Source organism: Leifsonia aquatica H1aii, assembly GCF_000633535.1.
Classification (GTDB): domain Bacteria; phylum Actinomycetota; class Actinomycetes; order Actinomycetales; family Microbacteriaceae; genus Leifsonia; species Leifsonia aquatica_A.
Window position 1 is genome coordinate 79429 of sequence record NZ_AYMR01000008.1, and the last position, 25913, is coordinate 105341.

Genomic DNA, 25913 nt, shown 5'->3' on the forward strand with positions numbered 1-25913 from the left:
GGCTCATCCAGGCAAGGAGTACGGGAGCGAAATGACGGACTTTCGAATCCCGAGTGAGTCTCGTCGCTGCCCAGCGGAATGACGGAAACTGGGGCGAGCGACCGCTACTTACGCTCGCCAGGTAGCCCGCACGTGCGCAACATCGTGGCACTCGATCATGTGATCGGCTACGGTGACGATAACGCGGAGCCATATGTCTCGGCCTAGTGACGACGCAGCTTCCCGGTTAACGCGTCAGCTCATGGCCCGGAGGGTGGGGCACACCAGTACCCCGCACCTCCGTGAGCTTCGACGCGACTTTTGCTCGACGCAGAGCCACTCAATACGGTCCCGTGTCACTAGATCGGGTCGAGCCAGCCACTCACGGTCCCGATGCTGCTATACCCTCCGGTTCACGCATCTGGAACCGTAGTAGATGGAGTTTCCCGGTTTCGTCGTGATAGCCCGAGACAATGTTGGCGTCGGAATCCTCACGCGCCATCGCCTGAGCTTGGGCGTAGGTTCGTCCACCGTAGATGATGTCTAGCCATTGGCGGGTCCTTGAGATCAGGTCGCCCAGGAATGCATCGAGGAAGACGCCGCGTTCGTCGTCCCAGTGCAGCCTGAATTGCACTTGAACCTTCGCCCGATAGCCGGGATCCGGGATCCGGGTGCATCGAATGGGTATCGCACCGGATTGTCGTGAGGACCGTTCCGTCCTGCGCGTGGATCGGATCCTTCTGGATCTCGTACGTCATTTGTGCCTGGTCGGCTGTATCAACTGGCCTGAGGTTCAGTTCCAGACCCGGAATCGATAGCTGACGGAAATGAAGCGCGCCTGAGATCAGACCACGATGCTTGTCGATGATGTCGAAGCGGTGTAGTAGCCAGAGTAGGCTGTCATCCCGCTCAGAATCCTGTGCCCAAGGTTGAAGTTCTCGGATTCGTTCGAGAAACACCGAAGGTACAGATTCAAGCACCCTCGATCGCTTTCGCCACTCGTCTTGGTCTGCTGTGAGGGGGAATGTGACTTGTGTAGGAGTCTTAGGCTCAGCCCCGTCAAGTGTTGCCAGGGCCCAAATTACGGTGTCGAAGACGCTCCGAAGGTTGTGCAGTGCGTCGCCAAGGATGAGTGACCACTCATCTATGGGCGGTGGGGTGCGCGTCTCGAGACGGAACTGAATGGTGTGATCATCTATCTGGTGAAGTCGTGCAAGCAATGTTTCAGAGGCTGACCACTCGTCGATTCGCCCGCGTAGCTCGTTGGCGAGGTGCACAGCGCGGGCAAACTTCATTTCGGGACGGTTGGTGAAGTTCACTCCGGCGCTGAGTACCCGCTTTCGCCCTGTTCTCGACGAGCTTGCCTCTGGACTGTCGACATCAGCGTCGTGCATTTCCGCCATGCACCTAGTATCCAGTAATACTGCCTCGGCCCTGGCTCTCGCTGGATGGTCGAGCTGGCGGAGCCGGCTCACAACCAGGTGGCGACTCGTCACCACCTGCGCACTGCAAGGAGGTAGGGTCACGGTATGTCCCCGGCGCCTGAGCACATCCTGGAGGCTTCACGTCGAAAGGTTCGAGAGTTCCTCAACAGAACCGGACCGGACCTCGGTGAGCCCATCACTGCGTTGCGGGATGAGGAAGGACGTATCCCCGTCTTCGAGTTCGAATGGGAGCGGTCAGCAGGCGACGATGACTGGCACCTCGCGAGCATCAATCAGCCTGGTCTGAGCAAACGCATGGTCGATTCGACGATCGTCGAGTGCCGCGTCTTCTTTACCGAAAGCGAGGACTGCTACGTTCCTGGTGTCGTCAACGCACTCCAATCCCTGCTAACCGCTGAGCAAGCACGTGCGCGACGACCCCTCAAAGATCATGTGGCACAGGTCGTCACCGGCTCACGCATTGGCGCCTCCGGACCTCTCTTCCACTCCGGCCGACTGGAGATGGACAATGGCTTGGGGCCAGGCCAACTCCTCGGCAGCGATCTCATCGCCATGGACTACATCTACGGCATAGCACTCCACGAAGACGACGATCGCCTCGCCCGGCTGGACAACGTCAACATGAACTCAGCGCTCCAAGCCGTTATCTACCACTTCAACGATCTGCTCCACATCATCGCCAATGTGCGTGCGCAGATCGAACACGACCTATCCCAGAACTACTTCACGCTTGACTCAAACGCCATGGGCGTTCCGAATCCTGGTTAGACGCGATCTAAGGCAAGCGAAGGTCGACTAACCCGTATGGCGAATCTCTTCCGGTTTGAAGTGTCCAACGAACAGCCGCCCCAGCTCAGCCCAGTCGTCAGCGGAGACCTCCGCGTCTGAGTGGTGCTCGAGCGCCTCCTCAACAGACCAGTCTTGCGTGAGGTATGGCGCGCACCACTGGCTCTCGTCCCAGGCCGCGATAGCCCCCTGGCGGCGTTTTGATCTGCCGAGACCGATCCAGAACATGTTGCCTGGGTCATGGCCTCCGATGCTCGGAAAAAGCCTCGCCTGGGGCCATCGGCGCCAGGCGTAATTGAATGCGAATTCAAGCGCCATCTTCCGGCTGGTGACGGCCTCGACACCCTGGGCAAGCACACCAAGAGCCATCCCGACAACAACGGTCTTGACCTGCTGATTCTTGCTTTGCGCCACGCGAGGATTCTATCGGCCGCTACTGACGTGCCGAGATTCGACCGTCTCACGAGTTCGGGCGATGATTAGCAAGACCACGCTGATCGGTCCGAGCAAGATGAAAGCCATCCCCATGATCAGGCACCAGAGCAGCGGCAGGCTGAGCCATGCGGAGCCGCCGCCCTCGATGAGGGTTTGGAGCAGGTTCGCGACAAGGAAGTAGGGTGCCGCGACGAGCATCGCCGGTACGCCCCATTTCAGACCGTTGCGGCGACGGATGCGTGAGATCAGTCGTGGTCCCGGGGCGTAGCGGGCCAGGAAGTAGTAGGTGCGGGCGACTCCGGCAAAGATGAAGCGAAGCATGGTGTTCCTCTCGTAGCGCACGGCATGAGGAGCGGCGCTTTGAGAGTTGCCCGGAGGCCTGCCCGAGGGGCTAAGAGTGTTATCGCAGGGGTTGCCGTTCCACTTCTACTGTACGTCCGTGTGTGCGGAAGCGGTACTGTTCCCGAGATCAGGCGGAGTCGTCGCGGCGCCCGTCGATCATCGGGCTTCCTTTGCGAACGAGATGCTGGCAGTCAGAGCGAGCGTGCTTGGGACGGTACTCGGGTGTTCGCGTTCGGCCGTGGAGGGCGAACAGTGAGGGTTCTCGCCCGCTGGAGAGCTTGCGCGGCGCGCGATCGATCGATCTTCTGCGCCACCTGATCCGGTTCCGGGCCGAGCGGGTCAGCGGTGGTGATCGCGTACCGGTCACGGTAGGCGGCGACCGTGCGCGCATGTCGGAGCCAGGCGTCCGTATTCCGTGGATCACCGGGCCGTCCGCCGAGAGCCCGAACCCAGGGCGCTCCGTCAGCGATGGCCTGTTCTGCGAGGGCGCTGGCCCTTTCCTCTATGAGTTGATGCCGTTGTGCGAGCGCATGGCGCATGGCGGGTTCGCGGATGCCGGCAGCGATCGGGATAAGTCCCGCGATCAACCGTGGAGGCGGCTGGCGCCGCCCGGCATGCGCGGGGCGTTCCGTGGCGGAAGCGACTCGCCAGTGCAGCACGGACGCGATGTCGGCGGCGTCGTCAAAGGCCCGGGCGCGGACAAGCCGTGGGACGAGCTGGTCGATGTCGTGATGGTTCGCCTCGGCTCGCCGCAATTCAGCAGCGAGTGCTCCGAACGCGTCTGAGGTGAGTACCTGTTCTACCTGTGGCTCGGTCAGGCCGGATTTGCGGACGAGGGTCGCCCAGCGATCGTGCTGGGCTTCGGTGGCGATCGTGTCGTATTCGGCGGCGAGCTGACGGATTGACCCCCAATTCTCTTGTTCCTGCTCGATGGTCTCGTGCGCTGAGAGCTCGGCTCCGGAGTGGTTCAGCACCCCGAACAGCACTCGCCGGGTAGCTTCCTCCAGATTCTCGGCTTCGTGCGGGTGCTGGTGCGCTTCGTCGGGCGTATCGGTGGCGACGTAGGCCAAATTGGCATCCTTGCCACGAGTCATGGCGACATAGAGGTTCTCTCGGGTCATAGCGGGGTCGACCAGCACGTGCGAGGTGTCTACGGTGATGCCTTGGGCGCGGTGGGCGGTGGTGGCGTATCCCAGATCGAGATGCTCGGCGGCGTAGTTGGCGGGGAGCACGATCGACTTGCCGCGGCTGCGGTCAACGGGGCGGATGGTCACGGATCCGTCGCCGCGGATCTTCGTGATCTTCCATCGGTTTCCGTTCTGCACCCACGAGGTCTTGGTGCGTAGCTTCCGGTCGTTCTTCCGTGTGATCACGATGTCGCCGACCGCAGCCTGGGCACCTCCGCTCAACGTGACCTCGCCCCGGAGCGGTCGCACGATGCCTTGGAGGATGAGTTCGGTGCGGGCACGGAGGTTCAGCGCCGTGACGGCGTCGGCGGAGTCGCTGACGAGGATCGTCTCTGTCCGGGCCTCGCGGTCCACACGCCAGGCGTCGTAGGCCCGGGCGGTCATGTCGTCGGTGCTGCCGCCGACGACTCGTCCGGCGTTCTCATACGTCTCGATCACGTCGGTTTCGCCGAGGCGGAGGCGGAGCGAGGCGAGCTTCTCCCACGTGTTCGTGAAGCGGTGAATCGTGGAGAGTTCCGGGGTGTCGTCGCGGTCGCCGGCGAGGAGTCCGAACGCACCAGCAGCTGCTGGGGACTGGAGCTGGCCGTAGTCGCCGACGAGGAGCACCTTTGCTCCGGCATCCGCGGCGATGCCAGTGATCCGGTCAAGTACGAGCGTGCCGGCGAGGCTCGCTTCGTCCACGATCACCAGTTGTCCTGCCCGGAAGGTGTCGCCCGTGTGGAGGTGCTTCGTCAGCCACATCGCAGTGTTCTCTGTTGAGATCCCGAGATCGTCGGCGAGTACCTCGGCGGCGACCGCGGACGGGGCGAGGCCGACCACGGAGTCTGCGCCGTGCTGCTGTTCCCAGGCGACACGGAGCGCCTGCATGGCCGTGGTCTTTCCGGTTCCGGCTGGGCCGACAAGGAGATCGAGGACTCGGCCGGAGATCGCGATCCGGGTGAGAGCGTCGACCTGGTCGGCGCCGAGCACGCGGCCTTCCTGGTCCGGACGCGTTGCGACTCGTTCGGTCAGGGCGAGTGGGAGCGCTGGACCGGTGGTGGCATGGGAGCGTTCGAGGAGTCGTGCTTCCGCTTCCAGGAGGGTTTCTGAGGAGTAGAGGGCGGCGTGCCGTGGCCGGAACGCGCTGGATCCGTCTGACCGTTGGAACCGGGCGGGCGACGTTGCGAGTTCTGGCGGTGTCAGTCGCAGGGAGGCGCGTTCTGCCGCGTCGACGATGAGTCCGGTCACGGCTTCTCGGTCGGTGGTTGACGCGAACCGGTATGCCATGGTCTGTCTCGCAGCTTCCGCGGTGAGGTTCCACCGGTGCCACGTTGACCGCTTCTCACCCACGGCCACCATTACCGTCTGACCGATCTCGTCGATGAGGTCGAGAGGTAGATCGTCGGCGCGCAGCACCCGCACTTCTCCGCCGGGGATCGCGTCGCGAACCCATACAGATGAGTCTTGCCCAAGCTGTCTCGTTGCACGGGCTCGCCATTCGTCCGTGAGGTCTGAGAGCGACCGCACCTTCTTCTCCGGTCGGGTGGCGAGTGTGGCCTGGGCGCGGAGCTTGATGATCGTCGCTTTTGTTGGTTGTCGCCCGTGTCGCTGCGCATACTCGGCGATGAGGGTCGCGACGGCGTTGTCGATCTGGTGGGCGCGGGTGGAGAACTCGAGCACAAGATCCTCGGGCACGGTCGTGATCGCCCATGCAGGGTTGCGGTCGCGTCCGCGCTCTCGTGCTTCCCACGAGACTCCGAGGAGTCGCGTGAGGTGATCGGCGATGATCGCCTCGTGCAGTTCCGAGAGCGCGACGGTGGCGGCATGCATCGGGCGGCCGTCGAGCGATCTCCACTTCCCGTCGAGCACGGTCTTCACCTTGTTCGATACGACGACGTGGGTGTGGAGGTGCGGATCTGAGGCGCGGGAGTCGTAGTGGTCGTAGCCGGTTGCGGAGAACCCGAAGGTGTCGACTTGCGCAACCGCACCGCCGTCCTGCCCGGTTGCACCGACACGAGTGGCCGCAACCTCCCGTTCCATGAAGTCGATCACTTCCGCAACCGCCGCGTGATGCGCTTCGGCAATCAGTGCTTGCGTGCCCGCGTCCGCAACCGCCCAGAGCACCGACGCCGATTTCGGCAGCGAGAAGGTGTAGTCGTAGCCCGCAACTGCCTTTCGCGTTCCGCGCCGGTTCTCTTCTGCTTCGATCTCGGCGACCGCTGCGGCATGGGCAGCAGGCCCCAGCTCGGGGTCGAGCGTTGCTTCTCGTGTGCGAATGCGCTCGGCTGCCGACGCGTACGCCGGATACGCACGTCCTAGCGGTGCTCCGGTCGCGGGGTCGCGCCCCTCACCGATCAGGAGTTGCAGCTGTTCCTCGGTCACTTCGTCGCCGATCAGGATACGGGCGTCGGCGAGGTGGGCGAGCCCGCTGCCAAGCCAACGTCCGGGCGGGTTTCCGGCTTCGGCGTAGTAACGCGTGAGCGGGGTCGACAGGCTACGGTCTCCGTCACCCGCGGCGACAGAACGCAGAAGGTACTTGTAGCCATCGCCCGCGCTCATCACCCGCATCGAAACCGTCACAACCGTCAGGTACGAAGCGGCCGTCACGCGTTCCTTGCGGGGTCAGCCGACGCAACCCGCCCTGACGGGATGCGGCGCCGCGAGAGCTGATCTCAGGTGCGCGGTTCGACGTTCTGGAACATCCCGACCATGTCGCTGCGCTGGAATCCTGCCGCCTCATACAACGTCTCGCCGGCCTTGGACGCGAAGAGCGTCACCGACGCCGCACTGGGCGCACGATCGGCAATCAGCCCGAGCAGCCGGTCCAGTAGCGCGCGCCCGATACCGGCACGTTGGAACTCGGGATCGATGACGAGGTCCTGGATCGCGAAGTACTTCACACCATCGCCGACGACACGCCCCATTCCGATCGCGCGTTCCCCGGAGATGGCGACAACACCCAGCGTCGATCCGTTGAGCGATGCCGGCAGCGTGTCCCAGTCAAAGGACTCACCCCATCCGACGGCCTCGGCAAGCCGTCGGTGCTCACCGGGAGTGGGGAGGCGATCTTCCAGTGACCAAGCAACTTCCATGCTGCAAGCCAAGCACACCGGCGGCGGGACGACGAGGAAAGCTCCTTCCGTACGTATCGGATGTCCTTCGCCGGCGGGCGCGAGGCATCTGCGGAGCGCTCGCGGTGCCTCATCTGCAAGAAGCGTGGAAGCTCAGGTGCGTGGCGAACGGCGAACTGGCCGGCGGTGCCTGGCGGGCCGGCTGAACCGGGCGTCCGTGACGGAGCTTGTGCGTGGGTGGCAGGCGTTCGGGGTGTGCACGGGGTGCACCTAAGAGGTGACCATCCGGCAGCACTCCGCGCGCGGGACGGGCTCACCAATCATCGGGAGCCCCGATGCGAGAAGACCCCGCCCCAAGCACAGAGCCTCTCCGCGCCGGGTCGTTGTTCTCCGGCTACGGGGGTCTCGACCCTTGCCGTCGAAAATGCTCTCCACGCGCAGACGATCTGGTTCTCCGAGATCAGCCCAGTGCAGCGCGTCTTCGTGCACCACTGGCCGGACGCCCCGAATCTCGGCGATATCACCACAATCAGCTGGGATCAGGTGCCGCCGGTGGACATCCTCCGCGGCGGGTTCCCTTGCCGGGACGTCTCGACCCTTGGGAAGATGGCCTGCCTCGCACCAGGCACCCGCTCCGGGCTCTGGGCGCACATGGCTTACGCGATCAAACACCTGCGCCCCGAATACGTCCGCGGCCTGCTGTCGTCATCCGCCATTCGCGCAACCCCTGAAGGAGACCCTTATACGACCACTGACCCTGCAACCCTTCGCGACCTGGAACCCGACCTCTAGGGTGTGGGAGACGAGCCCGCTCGACCTCTCCCGGCGCTCGGTGCCGTACTCGGAGATCTGGCCGACCTCGGGCATGGCGCGAGATGGATCGGCTTACCTGCTTCCTTCCTCGGTGCTTCGCATCCCCGGTTCCGCGTCTTCATCCTCGCCCGTGCCACTGTTCCGCACCCGCTCACGTCCTGCGCCTCGCGGGGAGGGGAACGCCTGGAACAGGTGGGAGTACGTCGGGGCCACGATCGCTCTCTCGCACCAGATCATCGACCTCGCTCTGAATGGGCCGAACGGCTCACCTCAATGGCGGAACGAATCGGAGACCCTGTGGTCGCTGATCAACGTCATTTTCACCGCTGGGGACGATACGCAGGCACCATAGCCCGATGGGAGCACATCATCGGAAGCGAGGCTCCGAGCCCCCGCTCATCCACGAATCCGGAGGGCCGAGACCGGCGCCGGCGCTCCTCGAGTGACTGATGGGCTTGGATCCCGGCTGGGTCACGGACCCGAAATGCGGGCGATGGGCGCGCTCCGCGCCGCAGCCGGCCCGATCGCCGGCGGCTGGATGATCGAGACGTTCAGCTGGCACGTTACCTTCCTCATGAATATCTCGGTCATGACGCTCCTGCTCGCCCTGGTGCCGTTCCTCGTGCCCGAGAACAAGAACCCGAACCCTGGCCGCTCAGACGTCCCCAGCATCCTCCTCTCGCTCGCTGGCATGCTCGCCATCGTCTACGGCGTGAAGACCTTCGCCGAGGGCAAGGAACCGGGCATCGCGCTTATCACCTTCTTCGCCGGCTTCATGCTGGTCGTGATGTTCGCGGTCAGGCAGTTGCGCATGCCGATCCCGATGATCAACGTGCGTCTCTTCCGGGTACGGGCGTTCACTGGGTCTGTGCTCACCAACCTGCTCTCGGTGTTCCCACTGGTCGGTGCGATGTTCGCCCTCACTCAGTTCCTGCAACTTGTCGCAGGACTCAGTCATCGAATCCGCGCTGTGGATGCTGCCTCAGGCGGCTGTCTCGGCCATCGTCGGTTTCTTCGCCGCTGCGCTCGTCAAGCGGGTTCCAACCTCGATCATCGTCGCCGTGGGCATGCTCATCACGGCAGGTGGTTTCGCGATGCTGCTCACCCTCACCTCGGAAACTCACCCTTGGGTGTTCGCTGTCGCTCTCTGCCTCGTCGGCCTAGGAGCGGGTGTGGGTCTGACTTTTACCAACGATCTCATCATGAGTTCGGTGCGCCTCGCGGAATCATGTCAGGCTGCGGCGATCAGCAACACCGGCTACGAACTTGGCACTTCGTTCGGTATTGCGATCCTCGGGTGCGTGCTGATCAGCTTCTACCGCACCGGTCTGGCGGACACGGTTCCGGCGGGGCTTCCTTCCGGGGTACTCGACGCCGCGAAAGAGGCCCTCGCCGCCGCATTGATGTACGCCGCTCAACTCCCCGGAGAGATCGGTGCTGCACTGGCGACCGCCGCAACAGACGCATTCACGAGCGCCTTGCCTGGACAGTCGGCATTGCCGCACTGATCCTGATCGGCCTGGCGATCTTCGCAGGCGTTATGCTCCGCGTCGTCTCCGCGCAAGCAGACCTCGCTGAACGCGAAGATTGAGGACTCCAGTAGGTGTAGTCATCGAGAGATGAGTACCCCACCGGACGGTTCGCATTTCAGATTCCGGCCGGCCATGTCTGCCGTTCAGGAGACGAAGGAGAGACTGATCGGATTGAGGGACACGCACTACGCACCTCTCTTCGCGCGGACGCGTTCCTTTCACCGAGCCGTGCGGCCAGCAGCCTACGACTGCGTGAAGCTAGTAACAGCGCGCCACGGGTCTGCTCTGGTGTTCAGCGAGTTCGACTGGTTCAGCCGCCGACGCCTGCCTTCCGCGAACGGGATGATCCCGCTCTTCGAACCCGAAGAACAGCAATTTACGTTACCCTGATCCCCCGTCGTAACAGCGGACGGATCAGCCACGAGCCTCCGATGAACCCGGGGCGCAACAAAGCCTCACGCGAATGAAACCGGCGGATCTTCGCACTATCTTGACACTTTCGGCACTCTTAGGAGGGTGAGGGGTGTCTGAATAGCGGCGCGTGAGCAACTTGCGCCGCCGGCCTCGCCCACCGTTGTTGAGGAACTCCCGTGGACCCACCCCAGACACCGTTATGCAGACAGCAACGGTCGAGCTTCCCCGGTGTCACGGAGTGTTTTGCGTCTGGGCTGACCAGACGCAATAGGTGAAGCCCTCGCTGGTTGACGCGGGCTTCACCTATTGGTGAGCGCTTAGCTCAGTGAGCCGAACAGCCGCAGTTCAGCGACGTTGATCCAGTCGGTGTTCGCGATCTTGAGATACCGGAACCCGGTGTGTGTTGCCGTGCCGCTCGGCGTGGGCATGGTCTGCCACGCCAGCGTCGCCGCTGCGTTGCCCGTGATAGGTGTCCAGGTGTTCAGATCGTTGGAACCTTCCAGGTGAAGGTTCCCCGAACGGCCGGTGCCAAATCCATCCTGGCGTACGAGTAGCTCCACATGGTCGATGGATACGGTGTGGGCGACCCCGAAGTCGAGGACCGAGTAGTACGCCCCGCCGACGGGTCCGATGTCGGAGAAGGTCGAGGCGTCAGCGTCGAACATGCGGTTGATGTAGACCTGCTTGTTTGTCTCTGGTTGTCCAGACAACGACACCGGCGTGGAGACCGTTGGCACGTTGTGGATCAGCCCGGTGTCCGAGGAGACGAAGACACTGGATCCATCGGTCGTCCCCGTCAGCGGTTGCCGCGTCTCTCCGTTCGGGCCGGCGTACTGGACGGTGAAGCCCACGTTCCGTCCGGGTGAGACATCGGAGGGAACCTGATAGGACGCGTGCCAGGTCGCGCCTCCCCCGGTCACCGTCGCCGCAGAGCCATTGATGGTCGCGGAGACCGCCGTGATCGCCTCGCTGGTGGCGAAGTCGAGGGTGACAATGTTCCCACCGACGGCTCGGCTGGCGACCGGACCGTCGGATCCGATGTGCGCCGACGCCACGGAGCTGGGCGGCGGAGCGATGTACACACCGAACAGCCGCAACTCTGCGATGTTGATCCAGTCGGTGTTCGCGATCGTCAGGTAGCGGTATGCGGTCGTCGTCGTGCCGGGTCGCAGGGCGAGCGTCTGCCAGTCCAGGGTCGACTTCGCGTTGTTGGTGACGGTCGTCCACGTGGTCAGGTCGTTGGATCCTTCGATGTGGAGGTTGCCTGCTCGGCTGAGACCCCAGTTGTCTTGGCGGACAAGCAGTTCAGCGTGGTCGAGAGCGACCGAGCCGCCGGCGCCGAAGTCGAGCGTTATGTAGTAACGCCCGTTCACGGGACCGACGTCGGAGAACGTCGACGCGTTGTTGTCGAACATGTTCGCGACATAAGGTTGCTTCGAGGCTTCGAGCTCGCCGGCGGCGGAGACCGGGTTGGATATCCCGGTGACGTTTCCGATCAGTCCGGTGTTGTTCGACAGGAACAGCTTGGACCCATCACTGGTGACCACCAGCGGGTCGGCGGTCTGCCCGTCGGCCGTGGTGTAGCCGATCGAGAAGGTCGCGTTCCGTCCAGACGCGATCGATGCCGGGAGCGCTGCAGAGGCAGTCCAGTTCGTCGCAGTACCTGAAATGGTCGCGTCCGTGCCTTCGATCGTGCCATGAACGTTCGAGACAGCCTCGGTGGTCGTGAAGGCCACCGTCACCGTGTCACCGTTAGTTGCGATACCCGGAACCGAGTCGTTGGCACTGATCTTCGCGGAGGCGACCCGATCGACGGCTTCGACACGGTCACCGTGAATGTGGAACTCTGCAACGCTGAAAATTCCCGGGAAGTTCGGATCTGATGGAGCACCCGGCTGATCGACCTGGACCTTCAGGAACCGGAACGCCGTGTTGGTCAACGATGGGTCGACCGGCAGCGTTTCGAGGTTGTTCGTGTTCGTGGTCATCTTAGTTGTCAGCTTGGTCCAGTTGACGTTGTCGTTTGAGCCGTAGACATTGGTTCCCTGGGATCGGTTTCCGAACGTCCGGCGTGCCTGCAGGTCGAATGCGGAGCTCTTCACCCGGTAGCCGCCGCCGAAGTCGAACGTGAACGAGTTCACGTAGAGATCGCCGGCGAAGGTGGAGTTATCGTTGTCGACGAGGTTGCCAACCACACCCGAGTCCAGCGTGGAGGTGGTGATTCTCGGGTAGTTGAGCGTGCCGTCGACCAGTCGTGGGCTTAGCAGCGTGAGTCCACCCACGGCCTTCTGCAATGCGACGATCGCCGCGGCGAAGGCCGCGTTGCTTCCCGAGTTCACGAGCGCGTTCGCCTTGGCGAGGGCGGTGCCGTATGCCTTCTTGGTTGGGCTCGTGTAAGCCTGGCTCGAGTCGTAGCCCGCCTGCGCGAGTTGCACAGCGCCGGCCCGATCCTTGGCGACACGCACGTTCACGTTCAACCCGGTTGTTGCCACTTCATCGTCGGCCTGCACGATGACCGTGCTGTCTCCGACCTGCTTGGCAGTGGGGGTCCAGGTGAGTGTCCCGTCCACGCTGTCGAGGCTCGCTCTCTTCGGCGCGACAGACGCCGAGTAGGCGAGGTTCGCCTCAGCGTCGGAATCGGTGGCGGTGAACTGCGCGGTGAGCGCGACATTCTGAATACCGATGACGGTTGCCGAAGTCCCCTGCGGGAAGATCGGCGGGGTAACGGTGCTGGCGGCGTCGGCGACGACGTAGTCCAGGTCGAGCTGGCTCTTCTTGCCGGTGAACGTGTAGTAGACGATGTTGTTGTCGCCCATGAGCGAGGTCGGCACCACGTGGGTGTCCATGTCGTAGGTGATGTAACGCCACTGCCCATGCGTGTTGGGAACTGTCAGCGACTGGTATGGGGCTGCGTCGGGGACGCGACGTACGTCGAGCCTGGACACCTCATTGGTGCGCACTTGGATGGCAACCGGGCTGTACCCGCTTCTGGCTCCGTAGAGGAGGGAGCGAACGGCGACGGTCGTTCCCGCCGTCTTGACGTTCGTCCGGAGGAAGGTGCGGTCGCCTTCCGTGAGGGCGCTGCCCGTGCCGGTGATGACCGAGGCCTTCTGGTCGAATTGGAGTCGCTTGTCCGCTGCCGGAGAGGCCTCGCCCTTGGCCGCGGCGGGGATGGACAGCCAGTAGTCATCGCCTGTCAAGCTGCCACCCCAGAAACTGCGGAGGCCGTCCGAGCCGATCTGACTGCCGATCTCGAGGCTGTCGAAGTTGTAGAACAGGGCTCCGTCGCGCTGCTGGAACTGCTGAGCGATGTACGGAGCCTTCTTGGCGACGTCGACACCCTCGTTGTAGGTGTAGATGTGGTATAGCTCGTTGAGGGAGTCGCTCCACCGGCCCCGGTACGATTGCGCGAGCTGGCCGCCTTGACCGGTGACATCGATCCATGGCACATCGTGACCCATCATGAATCCGACATAGGCGTTGGCACCGAGCAGAAGTCGGTCCCCGAGGAACTTGTACGGGTCGACAGCGTTCTTCTTCGTCGAGACCGTTCCCGCTTTCGGGTCGAGCCGAGTGTTCTGCGTGGACACGATCCGGGCGAGGGTGGTGAGGACCAAGACGTCGTCACCGGCGTGAGCCTGGTCGCGTCCCATTTCCAGATGGTTGACGAAGGAGTAGCCGTAGGGGTTGCGCGGGTCGCTCTTGTCGATGAGGCGGTACATCGAGCTCAGCGCACCGTTGATGTCCGGATCGGGAGCGCTGGCGTTTACGGTGAACCACTCGACGCCTTCGTCATAGCGGGCGCGATTGTCGGTGAAGATGTATCCCGCCATGGCACCCATGAGCGGGATGGTCCCTTGTCCCATGTACCAGGCATTGCTGTACGCGAACGTCTGGGTGGCGGGGACGATGAAGTTGTTCGTGAAGTCAGCGGTGTCCTGTGTGGTCCAAGCGAGAGGGTACGCGTCGGCGCTTGGCACCACCGAGGTGTAGCGCAGCAGCTCGGCCGTCGCGATCATCCGGTATAGGTTGGCACCCGACTTGATCTGAGCATCAGCGAAGAACGCATACTTCGTCGGATCCATATGACTCCAGACCCGCACGATCTTCAGCGCGTTCTGCCGGTACACGGGGTCGCCGGTGAGGTAGTACAGCACCGCCTGGGTGTACGCCCCCGAGGCGTCGTTGCCGAGCTTGTTCTCGACGTCGACGTTGTTGAACGCGTTGTTGAGAGGGACGCCGTCCGCTTGGCCCTGATTCGACGAGGTGAGGGTCCGGCTCGCGTACGGGGTCGCGACCATCGCCGCGAAGTAGCTCTTCCACGGGTCGGCGCCCGCGAGCAGCTGAGCACGCGCGTTGGCGAGCGCGGACGCGGCGACACCGATACCCGGGTGAATGAAGCCTTGGGAACTGGTCGTAGGCGTGATGGTGACTGCGGTGCTGATCGCCGGCGATCCGGTGTCGGCGCTGGCCATCTGGGCCGGCGCTACCGTGCCGATGATCAACGCCGACGCGGAGATCAGCGCTGCGAGCGCTGATCTCCGCCGTGTTGGTGCGTCGAGCATGCGAGTTCTCCTCCGTTGCAGATACCGCCCGACCGTGTCGAGCGCGCATGGATAGCGTTATCCGCATGAAGCATCGCACGCGCTCTAACCTCCGTCAAGATGGCATGCACCTGAACGGCTAGGCCGAGTGGAGAACGTTTGCAGATCAACCAGAATCGCGCGTTCATCGAGGACTGTGAGACGCGCCGACGACGCGCGGGTCAGAGCTCAAAGACGCGCGCGGTCGGGCCCGTCGGAATCTCGATCACGAGCCCCTCCTCGCTCGCCGTTGCCGTCCAGGCATCGTCACCGGCCGGTGCTCCTGGGGGAAATGCGACCGCCGCGTTCGAGTGGTCCGACAGAACCAGCCGCGCCGGAGCGGCACCCCGATTCCAGACGAAGAGCCGGCTGATGTCCCCATCGGTGAGGCCAAGACAGACGACAGAGTCGTCCCAGGACGGGAACCCATCGGGCCAGAACGGCGTCACTCGGGTGAGCCATTCGCGCTGACCGTGGGCGAACCGGACGGCCTGCGCCGTCAACTCGCGAGCGTCAGCGTCGAGCTCGTTCAGGAATCCAGATAGATAGAAGCGGCCGGAGAGACCCGTCACCAAGGTGAAGATCGTTTCCTTGACGGACATGTCCTTGGCAGGATACGCCCAGTTGCCGCTCTGCTCCGGGAGGATCGTCGCCGGGGCGGAGGCGGCCACCGGCGGATAGAGACGGAAGTCCTGCTGGTCACTAGTGGACTGCAATTGCGTGACAGCCAGCAAACCGTAATCGGCTCGCATCGCTCCAGAGCTGCAGTTCTCAATGCTCACGTGCGGGTGACGGGCTCGAATCCCGGCGATCCAGTCGGTGAAAGCCCGGGTGTGCGCGAGCAGTCCGGCGCCCGATCCGGCCACGCCCCAGTCTGTGCCTGCACCGATGTTGATGTTGTAGTCCAGCTTGAAGTAGCTGATGCCGTAACTCACGAGACGGTCGACGACGGCGTCGAGGTGGGCGCGGGCTGCATGGTGGCGGAAGTCGAGCTGGTAGCGGTCGTGCTCGCGAACCCGCTGACCGTAGCGGCGGAAGAACGCCGCTTCGGGTAGCGACTGGGCGATCCGGCTCTCCACACCGACGACTTCTGGTTCGAGCCAGATTCCACTCCGCATTCCGCTGTCGTGGATCGTGTCGATGAGGCAACGGAATCCAGACGAGAATCGCCGGTCGGCTTCTCGCCACTCCCCGACCGTCGCCCACCAGTCTCCGAGCGACGGGTCCGCAAACCAGCCGGCATCGATGCAGAAGCAGTCGACTCCTGCCTCGGCTGCCGCAGTGATGAGCGGCATCAGCGCCTCGGTCGAGGGCTGCCCCATTAGCGTGTTCATGAAGTCGTTATAGACCACGGGAAGGTCGTCGAGACCTCCAGACTCGGAGCGCAACCAACGTCGGTAAGCGGTCAGCTCCGCGACCGCATCGGAGAGCCCATCGCGACCGATGGCGATCGCCACTGGGACGCTCTGGAAGGATTCGCCTGGGGAGAGAGTCGCTGCGAACTGGTGTTCCAAGTCGGTCGGCCCGCATAGAGAGAGGACACCTCCATCCCTCGCCTGCGACATGTCCCAGTGCCAGGGTCCGCTCGTTTCGAGTTGCCAGGCGACCGCCTCACCTGCCGCCGAGGTCAGGATGCCGGCTGGGAGGTGTTCACCGCTAGACCAGGAACCGTGACTGCTGACTCCAAAGTGCCCGCGGCCGTCTTGTCCATGCAAGCCGAGCGACAGCCGCGGGAGGACATCGCGAAGTGAGTGTTCGAACCATCGGTTTTCGGCGAGCCATTCCGAGCGCGCCAGCTGCAGTGAGCACGCATCGAGATCGTCCTCACTGTGCCCGAACCCGATCGTGAGTGAGGTGAGGGCAGTCAGGACAAAATCACTATCGGACGTGTTGATGACCTCGGTTTGGAAGCGGGTTGCAGAGCTCCCGCGGGGTCGGACTATCGTGGTTCGTGCGAGGATTCCTGTGCGCTCGTCCCGTTGTTCCACGACAACCTGCGTATGCCGGCCTCGTTCGCTCGTCGAATGTTTCACATACCGCAGTCGGGCACCGATGGCGGAGCGAGAGTATGCCTGGCTTGTGCGTCCGCGCTGTTCTTCCGCGGTGAACAATTCGACCAATGGGACGCCCCGGCGACCTAGGAAAGTCGAGCCTCCCAGGTGGTCGATGGATACCGGGGTGTCCTGGTCCCACGTGAGCTCGTCAACGATCAGGTGGGCAGCTTCGGGTTCGGCGACGATCTCGGAAACGATGATGCACTCCTCACTCAGTTTTTACGAGGATAGCGTTATCCGTTCGCCCGTTTCAATCGGAGGCGGGCCGTCCTGAGAGAAGACGCTGCCCACAGATGAGCGGCTCAGCCCTCAGCGTGACGGTGTCCACCGTCTCGGCCCCACTGTCGACAACCAGGGACACGGCCGCCTCCCCGAAGGCGCGCAAGGGAACTTCTACCGTGCTGAAAAACGGAAGAAGGTCGCTGATCATCGGCGCATGGTCAAAGCCGGAGATCTCGATCTGTGAGGGCACCTGGAGGCCCGCTTCCCTGGCGCGAACCATCGCGCCGACAGCCATAGCGTCACTCATGGCTGCAACCACATCCAACTTCGAGACCGCCGTGCCGAGCCGACCGAAACCGTCATAACCGCCATCTCGGGAAAACGCACTATGCACAACCTCGACCTCGTCGTGGTCGATGCCCCGCAGTCGCAGCCCCGTAAGGAACCCATCGACGCGGTCACGGGATGTGATCTGATCAGCGGGCCCGGCTAGGATCGCGAAGCGACGCCCGCCGGCATCGAACAATCCCGCGGCTAGCGCAGAGGCCGCTTCCGAAGTGTTCACCGTGACTCTGGGGAAACCCAGACCGCTATCTCCAATGAGGACGACACGGGCCCCCTGCTCCTGCAGCAGATCCAGCTCGCGACCTAGCGCAGCTTCACGCACCGGGTCGACGCTACGGCTCGTGGCGAGAATCACACCTAGGTGTCGCTCTCCCCGTAGGGCCACCAAGATCCGCTGCTCACGCTCGCCGTCGTCGCCCGTTGTCCGAACGGCGACCGACAGCCCCCTTCGCTCGGCGGCGTGCATGACGCCCGCGATCATGGTCGCCGAGCCCTGATCCTCAATGTCGCCGACGAGAAGCGCCAGGGTCTTGCCCCGTCCACCTTTGATCGTCTGGGCAGCGGGGTTCGCGGCATAACCGAGAGCACGGGCCGCAGCCTGCACGCGCTGCCGCAGCTCAGTGCTTCCGCTTTCGACACCACGAACGCCGCCATTCAAAACTCGGGACGCGGTCGGAACCGACACACCCGCCCGGCGGGCGACATCACTGAGCGTAGGCGGCTTCGCAGTCAGCTTCTTCGCCACTGCTTCTCCTCTCACATTGGTGCCAGACCTCCTGAGCCTATGTGACGCCGCCGCTATTGCGCGTGGACAACGTTTGCCACTAGAACATCCGGACGGCTAGGGTTGAGGCCGCGGATCGACCGCCCACGAAGGCGCGAAAGGAGCCAAATGGGAGCGCCATCGCCCGATCAGGGTCACCCGACGATTAGTGTGCGTAATCCGATTTTGCGTGGCATGAACCCTGATCCCTCCATTTGTCGGGTCGGCGAGGACTACTTCGTTGCGACGAGCACCTTCGAGTGGTTCCCAGGGGTCCGGCTTCATCACTCCACCGACCTCGCGTCTTGGACCGTCGCAGGCCACGCATTGGATGAAAGCAACGGATTCGATCTGACCGGTTATCCGGATTCGGGCGGCGTGTGGGCTCCCAGCCTAACCTGGGCGGACGACAAGTTCTGGCTGGTCTATTCGGTCGTTCGGACAATGGATGGTGATGACCTCGACCTTGATAACTATCTGGTGCATTCGACCTCGATCGAGGGGCCATGGTCGCCTCCGATCCGGCTCGGGTCTCGCGGTTTCGACTTTTCGATGTTTCACGACAACGACAGGCACTGGTTAGTCGGAGTTCAATGGGACCATCGACCGGATGCCGACAGTTTTTCCGGAATCGTGCTTGAGGAGTACTTCCCCGGGACCGAAACGGTCGGGTCGGCAACGCCGATCTACCAGCAGGACGAACTCGCGGAAGGCCCGAACCTCTATTACCTCAATGGCTGGTACTACCTCTTGCTCGCCGAAGGTGGCACCGGCTGGAACCACGGCATCACGGTCGCCCGGTCCCGGTGCATCACTGGACCGTACCAGCGCGACCACGCACCCGCGGTTCTGACCGCGCGCGACACTCTCGCCAGCCGGATGTCAAAGGCCGGTCACGGCGAACTGGTTCAGACGGTGGCAGGCGAATGGGCGCTTGTCCATCTGGCAAGCCGGCCCGTCCTGCACGCGGGCGAGCGGTTCTCGATGCTGGGTCGGGAGACGGCACTTCAGCGCGTGCAGTTCGATGCCGAGGGCTGGATACGGCTCGGCGAGGGCGGCCACCATCCTTTGGACACGGTCACGTTCCGTTCAGAGCGAGCCGTCGGCGCCGGCGGGCCGACGGCTCGAGCGGTTCATCGGGACGACTTCGACACGGAGCGGCTGGACACCCGGCGGTGGTCGACGCTTCGGCGAGAGCTCGGTACGGCACTGGATCTGAACACACGACCAGGATGGCTTCGCCTTCATGGCGGCCAGTCGGGTTCGAGCGTGTTCGACCAGTCGATGATTGTCGAGCGCATCGAGGAGTCGTCGGCCCAAGTCGAGACGCTCGTGGACGCAGACCCTTTCTCATCCCGCCAGGCGGCCGGGTTGGCCGTCTGGTACAACCGCTCGGCGTGGATCTGGCTGGCTTTAACCTGGGATGAGACGTCCGGTCGCCATCTTCGCGTGATGCAACGGGACCGCAGCACTACTTGGTCGCGACCTTTCCGTGCCCGAACGGTCCTTCCTGTGCGGATGAGGGCACAACTGACCGGTGGCGACCTGCAGTTCGCGGTCGCGTCGGAGTTCGGGGATGAGTGGGACACGTTGCCTGGAGTGTTCCCGGCGTGGAAACTGTCAGACGATTTCGGTGGCGATCTGCGATTCACGGGCCTGCTCGCCGGCGTGCGGTCCGAAGACCTTGACGCGACAGGGTGGTACGCCGATTTTGATTACGTCGAAACCAGGTTCTGGCCAGACGACGAAGGTTGATTTACGCCGGGTGTTGATGTTCGCACCACTGGGTATCCCTCGAGGACGATCGTTCGCCCCTCGGATTCTGAATGGTCAGATAGGCTAAACGCTGCCTCAGCTGCCTCCAGCCAGGGCAAGTGCATGCTGGTTAGCGGTGGGTAAATGTCCCGAAGCGCGGGAATGTCATCACAGCCTGCAACTGCTATGTCAGTTCCGATCCGGAGCCCAGCTTCGCGGAAACGGACGCTCGCGCCGATGGCCATCGCGTCGTTGACGCAGAAGACCGCTTCCACGCCAGGGCGCCGACGCAGTAGTTCACCGGCGGCTCGGTAGCCGCCGTCATGGGTGAAGTCATGCCAGATCGTCCGGTCTGGGCGCAGCTCAATTCCTCGTTTCTGCAGCTCCGTCGAGAAGCCGTTCGCACGGTGGTGAGCCAGCAATCCTGCACCGGTGCCGGCGAGGACGGCAAACTCGCGATATCCGATCTCTGCTAGGGCGGCCGCCATGTCGGCGCCGGCCTTCGTGTCGTCGACGACCACGCTGTCCAAGGGCGTGCCGCTGATTCCGATCAGAACGACCCGGCCGCCTTCGCCTTCCATCCAAGAGAGCTCGTCGACGAGTTCAGGCATTCCAGGGCTCTCCGGAGCTTCGGTTCCGACCACGAAGATGACAGAGGGGCGTTGACCGCGTAGTTGCCTAACGACCTGTCGCGTGCGCTGCACATCCGAGATGTTCGTCACGCCTGTACTGACGAGCAGGTCCCGGGTTGAGGCGGATCGGAATACACCGGCCGTGACCGGGTTCTGATAGTCGTCGGGGATCCCGGAGACGACCAGCCCAACCGAGCGAGACCTACCTAACGCTGTGGCTTGGGCAGCAAGGTTGGTCGCATAGCCAAGTTTCTGCGCGACCGCCCGGACGCGCGCTTGTGTGCTCTCGCTGACCTTGGAGGGACGACCGTTGAGCGTTCGGGAGGCGGTGGAGACCGAGACGCCAGCTTCGCGTGCGATGTCTTCGAGCGTCACCGTCCGCTGAGAGGTCACATTCGACCCATCGTCCCCGCGCGACTCCGACACGTGATCATTTTATGGCACCGAGGGTGACGCCGGCGCGCCAGTACCGTTGCATCGCGATCATCACGATGGCCAGGGGGATGACCGAGATCAGTGCTCCCGTGATCGTGAGAGCGGTCAGGTCGACGTAGGACTCGTTCTTGTCCGAGAACCAGCTGTAGAGGCCGACCGCAAGGGTCCATTTGTCCGAACCGCGAAGCATTGTCAAGGGAAGGAAGAAGTTGTTCCAGTTGCCCACGAACAGCAGGATGAACACCGTGGCGGCCCCGGTTCGCATCATCGGGAGCACGATCCGCGTGAAGATGCGGAACTCGCTGGCGCCGTCCAGTCGCGCAGCTTCCAGCAGTTCATCGGGAACAGCGGAGTCGACGTAGACCTTCGACAAGAACACGCCGAAGGGCGAGATGAACAGGGGGATCAACACGGCCCAGATCGTGTCGACGATCCCGAGCTGTGAGAAGAGCAGGAACAGCGGCACTGTGATCAGGGTGCTCGGCACCAGGAACGAGCCGATGACCACTCCGAGGGCCACGCCGCGGCCGCGGTAGCTGAACTTGGCGAGCGAGTAACCGGCAGCGATCGAGATGAGGGTGCAGATCGCGGCGCCGCCTCCTGCGTAGAGGATGGTGTTGCCGATCCATCGGAAGAAGACGCCGTGTTCGTACGTGGTGAGCTGCTGAAGGTTGTTGAAGAGGTTGAAGTTCGCGAACCACAGACCGTTGCTGTTATAGAGGTCGCGCCGGTCCTTCGTGGAGTTGACGATCAGCCACCAGACGGGTGCGACGGAGTAGAGCGCGAAGAGGATCAGCCCGACGAGGGTCAGCGTCTGCTCGAGCGAACGAGGCCGCTTCCGGCGAACACGGGAGTTCTCGGTGCGGGGTGCCGTGGTCCGGTCCTGGTCGACACGGTCGGCGATGGCCGTCATCTCAGGCCGCCTTTCGGTTGGTGAGCCTGTAGAACACGAACGAGCACAGGCCGATGATCACTGCCAAAACGACGGACAGCGCAGCTGCGTAGTTGTAGTTGTTGCTCGTGAATGCCTGGAAGTAGATCGACATGATCGGGGTGAAGTCTTTGGTCACCGTCTGCGGAGATGCCCCGCGGAACAGGAGTGGCTCGTTGAAGATCTGCAGCATCCCGATGATCGAGATGAGGCCGGTGAGGACGAGCGTGCCCCGGATGCTCGGGATCTTGATCGACCACGCGATGCGGAACGCCCCCGCACCGTCGACGCGGGCGGCTTCCAGCACGGAACGGTCGATTCCGCGAAGCGAGCTGTAGATGATCAGCATGTTGAAACCAAGGACCATCCAGACGATCAGGTTCCCGATGGAGATCCACAGCATCCCGGGGCTGAAGAAGTCCACCCCGATCCCGAACAGGTTCCCCAACGCGGTGAACGGACCGACTTTCGGGCTATAGAGATAGACCCAGATGAGCGAAGCGACGATCGCGGGGACCATGTAGGGGACTAGCAGGATGAAACGGAACAGCCCTCCGCGCCGTTCGCTCGACACGGAGTCCAGGAGCAGCGCCGCGGTGAGCGAGAGCCCGAGAGAGAGCGGGATCTGGATGACGGCGAAGATCGCGACGCGAAGCATCGACGCCCAGAACGCCGAATCCCGGAGGGCGCGTAGGTAGTTGTCCAGGCCTGCGAAGACCGTCGTCGACCCGCCGAGACCGAGACCGCCGTCGGACTTGACGGTGAAGACGCTCTGCACGATCGCATAGGCGATGGGGAGGACGAAGACGAACAGGAAGCCCAGGAAGAACGGCACCGCGAACGCGGCGCCGGCTCGGTTCTGAGCTCCGCGCCATGACGCACGCGGCGGACGGGACGCCCGCCCGCCGCGTGGGTCGGCGCGCCGAGGAGCAGTGGCGCTAGTGGTCATGGCTTACTCGGAGACGCTGATGTTCTTGGACTTGAGGTCGCTCACAGTCCACTGTTGCATGTGCTGGAGCACTTCGCGCATGGTGACCTGCTTGTTCAGAGCCTTCGCCCACCAGGTTGTGAGTTCCTCCATCGCAGCGGACTGGTCCGGACCGTCTTTCATCGAGCGGCTGGTCTCGACGGCTTTCTCGATCACGGCCGGGGCGTCCTTCTTGGTGTCGCCGAGGAGCTTCTGCGGCAGGAGCGCTGGGATGTACTTGGACTCGTCAGCGACAACGGGGAACGTCGCCGAGCCCTTGACCGTGTCAGCCATTAGCTGGACAGCCTGCGGGTCGGTGGCGAGCCATCTCGCGAACTCGACGGCCTGAGCCGGGTACTTGGACTGCTTTGTGACTCCGTAGGCGTTGAAGTAGCTGGGCGAGACGAGCTTTCCGTCCGGCTCCCAGGTCGGGTACGACGCCAACTTCCAGTCGCCGATCGACTGAGAGAAGTTTGCTTCATACGCCGGCAGCTGCCAGGTCGACGTCGTGAACTGCGAGAGCTTGCCGGAACTGAAGAACTGCATGAGCGCGTCCCACTCGACGTAGGTGTAGTTCGAGTCGAGGTCGTTGTCGATGATCTTCTGCACCAGGTCGCCTGCTGCCAGCGACTGCTTGGAGGTGAAGCCGACCTTCCACGCCTTGCCGTTCGACGACCACCACTCGGCGCCGGCCTGGGTGGCGAAGTCGCGCAGGTACGACGGGTCCTCACCGGGGAAGTTGAAGCTTTTCACGCCGGCCTGCGTGTTCATCGTGATGGCCTGGGTGACAGCCTCGTCCCAGTTCTTCGGGGCGCTGAGCCCGAACTGGCCGAACGTCTTGGTGTTGATCGCGTTGAACGTCGGGTTCGTTCCATACGGGACGCCAACGGCGATCTTGCCGATGTGCGCCCAATCGTAGGCGGTCCTGTTAAACGCCTTGTCGTCGTTATTGAACCACTGGGAGATGTCACGAGTGACTCCCTCGACAAGGAACGAGGTCGTGTTCCCTCGCGGCATCTCGAACACGTCAGGCGCGTTGCCGGCCTTGGCTGCGTTCTGGACCGCCTGGGTGAAGTCGGCGTCGCCGCCCTGCTTCACATAGGTGACCTTGATCTTGGGGTGCTCCTTGTTCCAAAGCTCCACCTGGGCTTCCTGTCCCTGGGTCTTTCCCCAGAAGACGAGGTCCGCCTTCTGGTCCGTCGGGGTCGGGTTGCCCGCCGGAGTCGAACTGCACGCTGTGAGCGCGAGTGACAGGCCTACAGCAGCCAGGGCTGCCAGGCGCTTGCGTGTTGCCATCTTCTCTCCTTTGATGAAGGTGCTCGCCTGCCCGGAGAGCAAGCGCTATCACATTAGGTACTTCTGCTGTGTTTTGTCAATCTAGAAAACAGTGATCTGGCTCATGATAGCGCTTGCTCTATTTGCGGTATTGCGGCAGAGTGTCTCTGTCGAGATATCAATGGGGAGCACAGTGACATTGCAAGAGCCGAGCCGACTCATCCTGGTCCACGGCTGGTGTGGGTCCGCCGAAGCGTGGGCGCCGATCGTCAATCTTCTAGCTGACTACGAAGACCTGAGCGCAATGGCGCTACGGCTGTCTGGCTCGCCAGGTGCACATAGTGGCGGGCCTTACACCGTTCACGCAGCTGCAGATCGACTCGTCAACGAGCTCACTGCTGGCCCAGGTCCGGCCACGCTGATCGGGCATTCGATGGGAGCTCAGATAACGCTCCTCGCTCATCTCCGCGCTCCCGATCTCGTAACTTCCGAAATTGTCATCGACCCGGCCTACGGCGCTGAGGACGACGAGTCACTGTCGATGAATGAATGGGCAGCTCGAATCGAAGCGTTCGGTCATTCAGAAATCCGGCAGTTCTTCGCCGAAGCGTTCACGCCAGCCTTGCCCGCGCTCGCCCGAGAGCGAATCGTCACTGACCTTCTGGCCACAGACCCCCGCGTGATCGCTGCCTACCTTCGATCTGAGTACGTCGATCACGACGCGATCGGTTTGAAATCGGCCGCTCGACCCGCCGCCGCCGAACGGACCCGACCCGTTCTCGCACTTCACTCCTCGGAGCGAGGAGCCGAGTTCGAATCCACTCTCGCATCGCCATTCGGTTCGCAGGTTGAGCAATGGCCCGGACACGGCCACTACCTGCATCTCGAAGACCCCGCACGATTCGTCCATCGGTTGACCGAATGGCTAGAAAACAATCCCTCGAGAACAAGCGGAGACAAGGACGGACTCGCGACCGAGGTAACCGGATGAATACGTATGGAATTGTCCTAGGATCCGACCTGCTTGCGGAACGCCTTTTCGGACCCGGACTCGCCGAACTCGACCGCATACCCGCCCGTCGACTGGGTCCCGTCATCACTCCACAGCGCTTCGAGGATTTCGCCGACCTGTATCCCGTGGAAGCACTGGCAACTGGCTGGGGCACGCCAACGCTCGACGCCACGATGCTCAGCCGATTCCCGAACCTGAAACACATTGTCCACGCCGGGGGCATCTCCCCCATTGCACCAGACGCCACTCTGAACGACATTGACGTCAGCCTGGCCGCAGACGTCAACGCGGTGCCCGTAGCCGAGTACACGCTGGCGATGATTCTGCTGGCCCGAAAGTCGATCTTTCGGTCCGAAAGGCTCTACCGTGAACGGCGCGCCTACGTCGATCGCGAAGTGGAGTTCCCTAACGCCGGAAACGCTGGAGGGCTAGTTGGCATCGTGGGGGCGTCCCGCATTGGTCGGATGGTCATTGAACTTCTTCGGCCGTTCCAACTCACTGTTGCCGTGTGTGACCCGTATCTCAGTAATTGCGACGCGTCCCGCCTCGGTGTCCAGAAGCTTGAGTTGCCGACGCTTCTAACCGTCAGCGACGTGGTTACGCTCCACGCCCCCGTTACGGACGAGACAGCAGGAATGATCGGAAGACACGAACTCGGGCTCATCCGAGATGGCGCTACTCTGATCAACACCGCACGTGGAGCGCTGGTCGATACCGAGGCTCTGACCGATGAGCTGCGGAGCCGACGCATCTCAGCTGTTCTCGATGTGACCGACCCTGCTGAGCCTCTCCCGCCGGATTCGATCCTCTGGGAACTGCCCAACGTCACTCTAACTCCGCACATGGCAGGGTCGGTCGGCAACGAGATCCGTAGAATCGGTCACTATGTGGCCGACCAGCTCATTTCGATCTTCGCTTCTAGTTCCGCGAATGCATTCCAGTGCCGACAGCACTGA

Annotated in this window: 19 protein-coding genes; 6 read left to right on the forward strand and 13 right to left on the reverse strand. The window is 63.0% G+C overall.

The annotated features are described in order from the left end of the window. Positions 1-361: 361 nt before the first annotated feature. The gene (locus U870_RS24310; protein ID WP_162819109.1) at positions 362-613 is read right to left on the reverse strand and encodes a hypothetical protein; all 252 of its coding nucleotides are present in this window, start codon (positions 611-613) and stop codon (positions 362-364) included. An 895-nt stretch (positions 614-1508) separates the two neighbouring features. On the opposite strand from U870_RS24310, the gene U870_RS0108120 reads away from it, so the two are divergent. Continuing rightward, positions 1509-2192, forward strand: coding sequence for a hypothetical protein (locus U870_RS0108120; protein ID WP_025156905.1), 684 nt, complete (start codon positions 1509-1511; stop codon positions 2190-2192). 27 nt (positions 2193-2219) lie between these two features. On the opposite strand, the gene U870_RS0108125 is transcribed toward U870_RS0108120, so the two are convergent. From U870_RS0108125 to U870_RS23615, 4 genes are all read right to left on the reverse strand, one after another. After that, positions 2220-2624 carry a hypothetical protein gene (locus U870_RS0108125; RefSeq protein WP_025156906.1) on the reverse strand — a complete coding sequence of 135 codons (405 nt, stop codon included), beginning with the start codon at positions 2622-2624 and terminating at the stop codon, positions 2220-2222. Between the two features lie 9 nt (positions 2625-2633). Further along, a complete protein-coding gene (locus U870_RS0108130; protein ID WP_025156907.1) occupies positions 2634-2966 on the reverse strand; it encodes a hypothetical protein in 333 nt (110 codons plus the stop codon). 212 nt (positions 2967-3178) lie between these two features. Beyond that, positions 3179-6712 (reverse strand): MobF family relaxase, encoded by a 3534-nt coding sequence (gene mobF, locus U870_RS0108135; protein ID WP_029947382.1) that lies wholly within the window; start codon positions 6710-6712, stop codon positions 3179-3181. 113 nt (positions 6713-6825) lie between these two features. Next, positions 6826-7245 carry a GNAT family N-acetyltransferase gene (locus tag U870_RS23615; RefSeq protein ID WP_025156909.1) on the reverse strand — a complete coding sequence of 140 codons (420 nt, stop codon included), beginning with the start codon at positions 7243-7245 and terminating at the stop codon, positions 6826-6828. A 447-nt stretch (positions 7246-7692) separates the two neighbouring features. Here U870_RS23615 and U870_RS24650 point away from each other — a divergent pair, with 447 nt between their 5' ends. Beyond that, entirely contained in the window at positions 7693-8016 is a 324-nt protein-coding gene (locus U870_RS24650) for a DNA cytosine methyltransferase (protein WP_240183657.1), read from the forward strand. A gap of 676 nt (positions 8017-8692) precedes the next feature. Here U870_RS24650 and U870_RS24315 read toward each other — a convergent pair. Further along, positions 8693-8995 (reverse strand): hypothetical protein, encoded by a 303-nt coding sequence (locus U870_RS24315; protein WP_162819110.1) that lies wholly within the window; start codon positions 8993-8995, stop codon positions 8693-8695. On the opposite strand from U870_RS24315, the gene U870_RS23080 reads away from it, so the two are divergent. Next, positions 8976-9545 (forward strand): hypothetical protein, encoded by a 570-nt coding sequence (locus tag U870_RS23080; protein ID WP_205288747.1) that lies wholly within the window; start codon positions 8976-8978, stop codon positions 9543-9545. The two genes, U870_RS24315 and U870_RS23080, sit on opposite strands and share 20 nt — an antisense overlap. A 755-nt stretch (positions 9546-10300) precedes the next feature. Here the strand turns inward: U870_RS23080 and U870_RS0108155 are convergent. The 3 genes from U870_RS0108155 to U870_RS0108165 all read right to left on the reverse strand — a co-directional run bounded on the left by U870_RS0108155 (position 10301) and on the right by U870_RS0108165 (position 17932). Then, complete coding sequence (locus U870_RS0108155) at positions 10301-14548, reverse strand: discoidin domain-containing protein (protein WP_025156912.1); 4248 nt, start codon at positions 14546-14548, stop codon at positions 10301-10303. Positions 14549-14748: 200 nt separating this feature from the next. Next, positions 14749-16131 carry a glycoside hydrolase family 36 protein gene (locus U870_RS24825; RefSeq protein ID WP_052357638.1) on the reverse strand — a complete coding sequence of 461 codons (1383 nt, stop codon included), beginning with the start codon at positions 16129-16131 and terminating at the stop codon, positions 14749-14751. Positions 16132-16870: 739 nt separating this feature from the next. Next, a complete protein-coding gene (locus U870_RS0108165) occupies positions 16871-17932 on the reverse strand; it encodes a LacI family DNA-binding transcriptional regulator (protein ID WP_025156914.1) in 1062 nt (353 codons plus the stop codon). Between the two features lie 147 nt (positions 17933-18079). Between U870_RS0108165 and U870_RS0108170 the strand changes: the two genes are divergently transcribed. Further along, entirely contained in the window at positions 18080-19705 is a 1626-nt protein-coding gene (locus U870_RS0108170) for a family 43 glycosylhydrolase (protein WP_052357639.1), read from the forward strand. Here the strand turns inward: U870_RS0108170 and U870_RS23625 are convergent. From U870_RS23625 to U870_RS0108185, 4 genes are all read right to left on the reverse strand, one after another. After that, positions 19666-20763 carry a LacI family DNA-binding transcriptional regulator gene (locus U870_RS23625; protein WP_081815226.1) on the reverse strand — a complete coding sequence of 366 codons (1098 nt, stop codon included), beginning with the start codon at positions 20761-20763 and terminating at the stop codon, positions 19666-19668. The genes U870_RS0108170 and U870_RS23625 overlap by 40 nt on opposite strands. A gap of 4 nt (positions 20764-20767) precedes the next feature. Further along, on the reverse strand, positions 20768-21685 hold the full coding sequence (locus U870_RS0108175) for a carbohydrate ABC transporter permease (RefSeq protein WP_025156916.1): 918 nt from the start codon (positions 21683-21685) through the stop codon (positions 20768-20770). 1 nt (position 21686) lies between these two features. Next, positions 21687-22538, reverse strand: a complete 852-nt coding sequence (locus U870_RS0108180) for a carbohydrate ABC transporter permease (protein ID WP_043709759.1) — start codon at positions 22536-22538, stop codon at positions 21687-21689. Positions 22539-22655: 117 nt separating this feature from the next. Beyond that, positions 22656-23966, reverse strand: a complete 1311-nt coding sequence (locus tag U870_RS0108185) for an ABC transporter substrate-binding protein (RefSeq protein WP_081815227.1) — start codon at positions 23964-23966, stop codon at positions 22656-22658. A 91-nt stretch (positions 23967-24057) separates the two neighbouring features. Between U870_RS0108185 and U870_RS23630 the strand changes: the two genes are divergently transcribed. Beyond that, positions 24058-24936: an alpha/beta fold hydrolase gene (locus tag U870_RS23630; protein ID WP_081815228.1), complete on the forward strand. Its 879-nt coding sequence runs from the start codon at positions 24058-24060 to the stop codon at positions 24934-24936. Next, the gene (locus U870_RS0108190) at positions 24933-25913 is read left to right on the forward strand and encodes a hydroxyacid dehydrogenase (protein WP_162819111.1); all 981 of its coding nucleotides are present in this window, start codon (positions 24933-24935) and stop codon (positions 25911-25913) included. The genes U870_RS23630 and U870_RS0108190 overlap by 4 nt, the downstream gene beginning before the upstream one ends.

Bases quoted from the DNA above. Each gene is read 5' to 3' on its own strand.
- U870_RS0108120 (WP_025156905.1), top strand. From the start codon at position 1,509: ATGTCCCCGGCGCCTGAGCACATCCTGGAGGCTTCACGTCGAAAGGTT.
- U870_RS0108130 (WP_025156907.1), bottom strand. From the start codon at position 2,966: ATGCTTCGCTTCATCTTTGCCGGAGTCGCCCGCACCTACTACTTCCTG.
- mobF (WP_029947382.1), bottom strand. From the start codon at position 6,712: ATGAGCGCGGGCGATGGCTACAAGTACCTTCTGCGTTCTGTCGCCGCG.
- U870_RS23615 (WP_025156909.1), bottom strand. From the start codon at position 7,245: ATGGAAGTTGCTTGGTCACTGGAAGATCGCCTCCCCACTCCCGGTGAG.
- U870_RS24315 (WP_162819110.1), bottom strand. From the start codon at position 8,995: ATGACTGAGTCCTGCGACAAGTTGCAGGAACTGAGTGAGGGCGAACAT.
- U870_RS0108155 (WP_025156912.1), bottom strand. From the start codon at position 14,548: ATGCTCGACGCACCAACACGGCGGAGATCAGCGCTCGCAGCGCTGATC.
- U870_RS24825 (WP_052357638.1), bottom strand. From the start codon at position 16,131: ATGTCGCAGGCGAGGGATGGAGGTGTCCTCTCTCTATGCGGGCCGACC.
- U870_RS0108170 (WP_052357639.1), top strand. From the start codon at position 18,080: ATGGGAGCGCCATCGCCCGATCAGGGTCACCCGACGATTAGTGTGCGT.
- U870_RS0108175 (WP_025156916.1), bottom strand. From the start codon at position 21,685: ATGACGGCCATCGCCGACCGTGTCGACCAGGACCGGACCACGGCACCC.
- U870_RS0108185 (WP_081815227.1), bottom strand. From the start codon at position 23,966: ATGGCAACACGCAAGCGCCTGGCAGCCCTGGCTGCTGTAGGCCTGTCA.
- U870_RS0108190 (WP_162819111.1), top strand. From the start codon at position 24,933: ATGAATACGTATGGAATTGTCCTAGGATCCGACCTGCTTGCGGAACGC.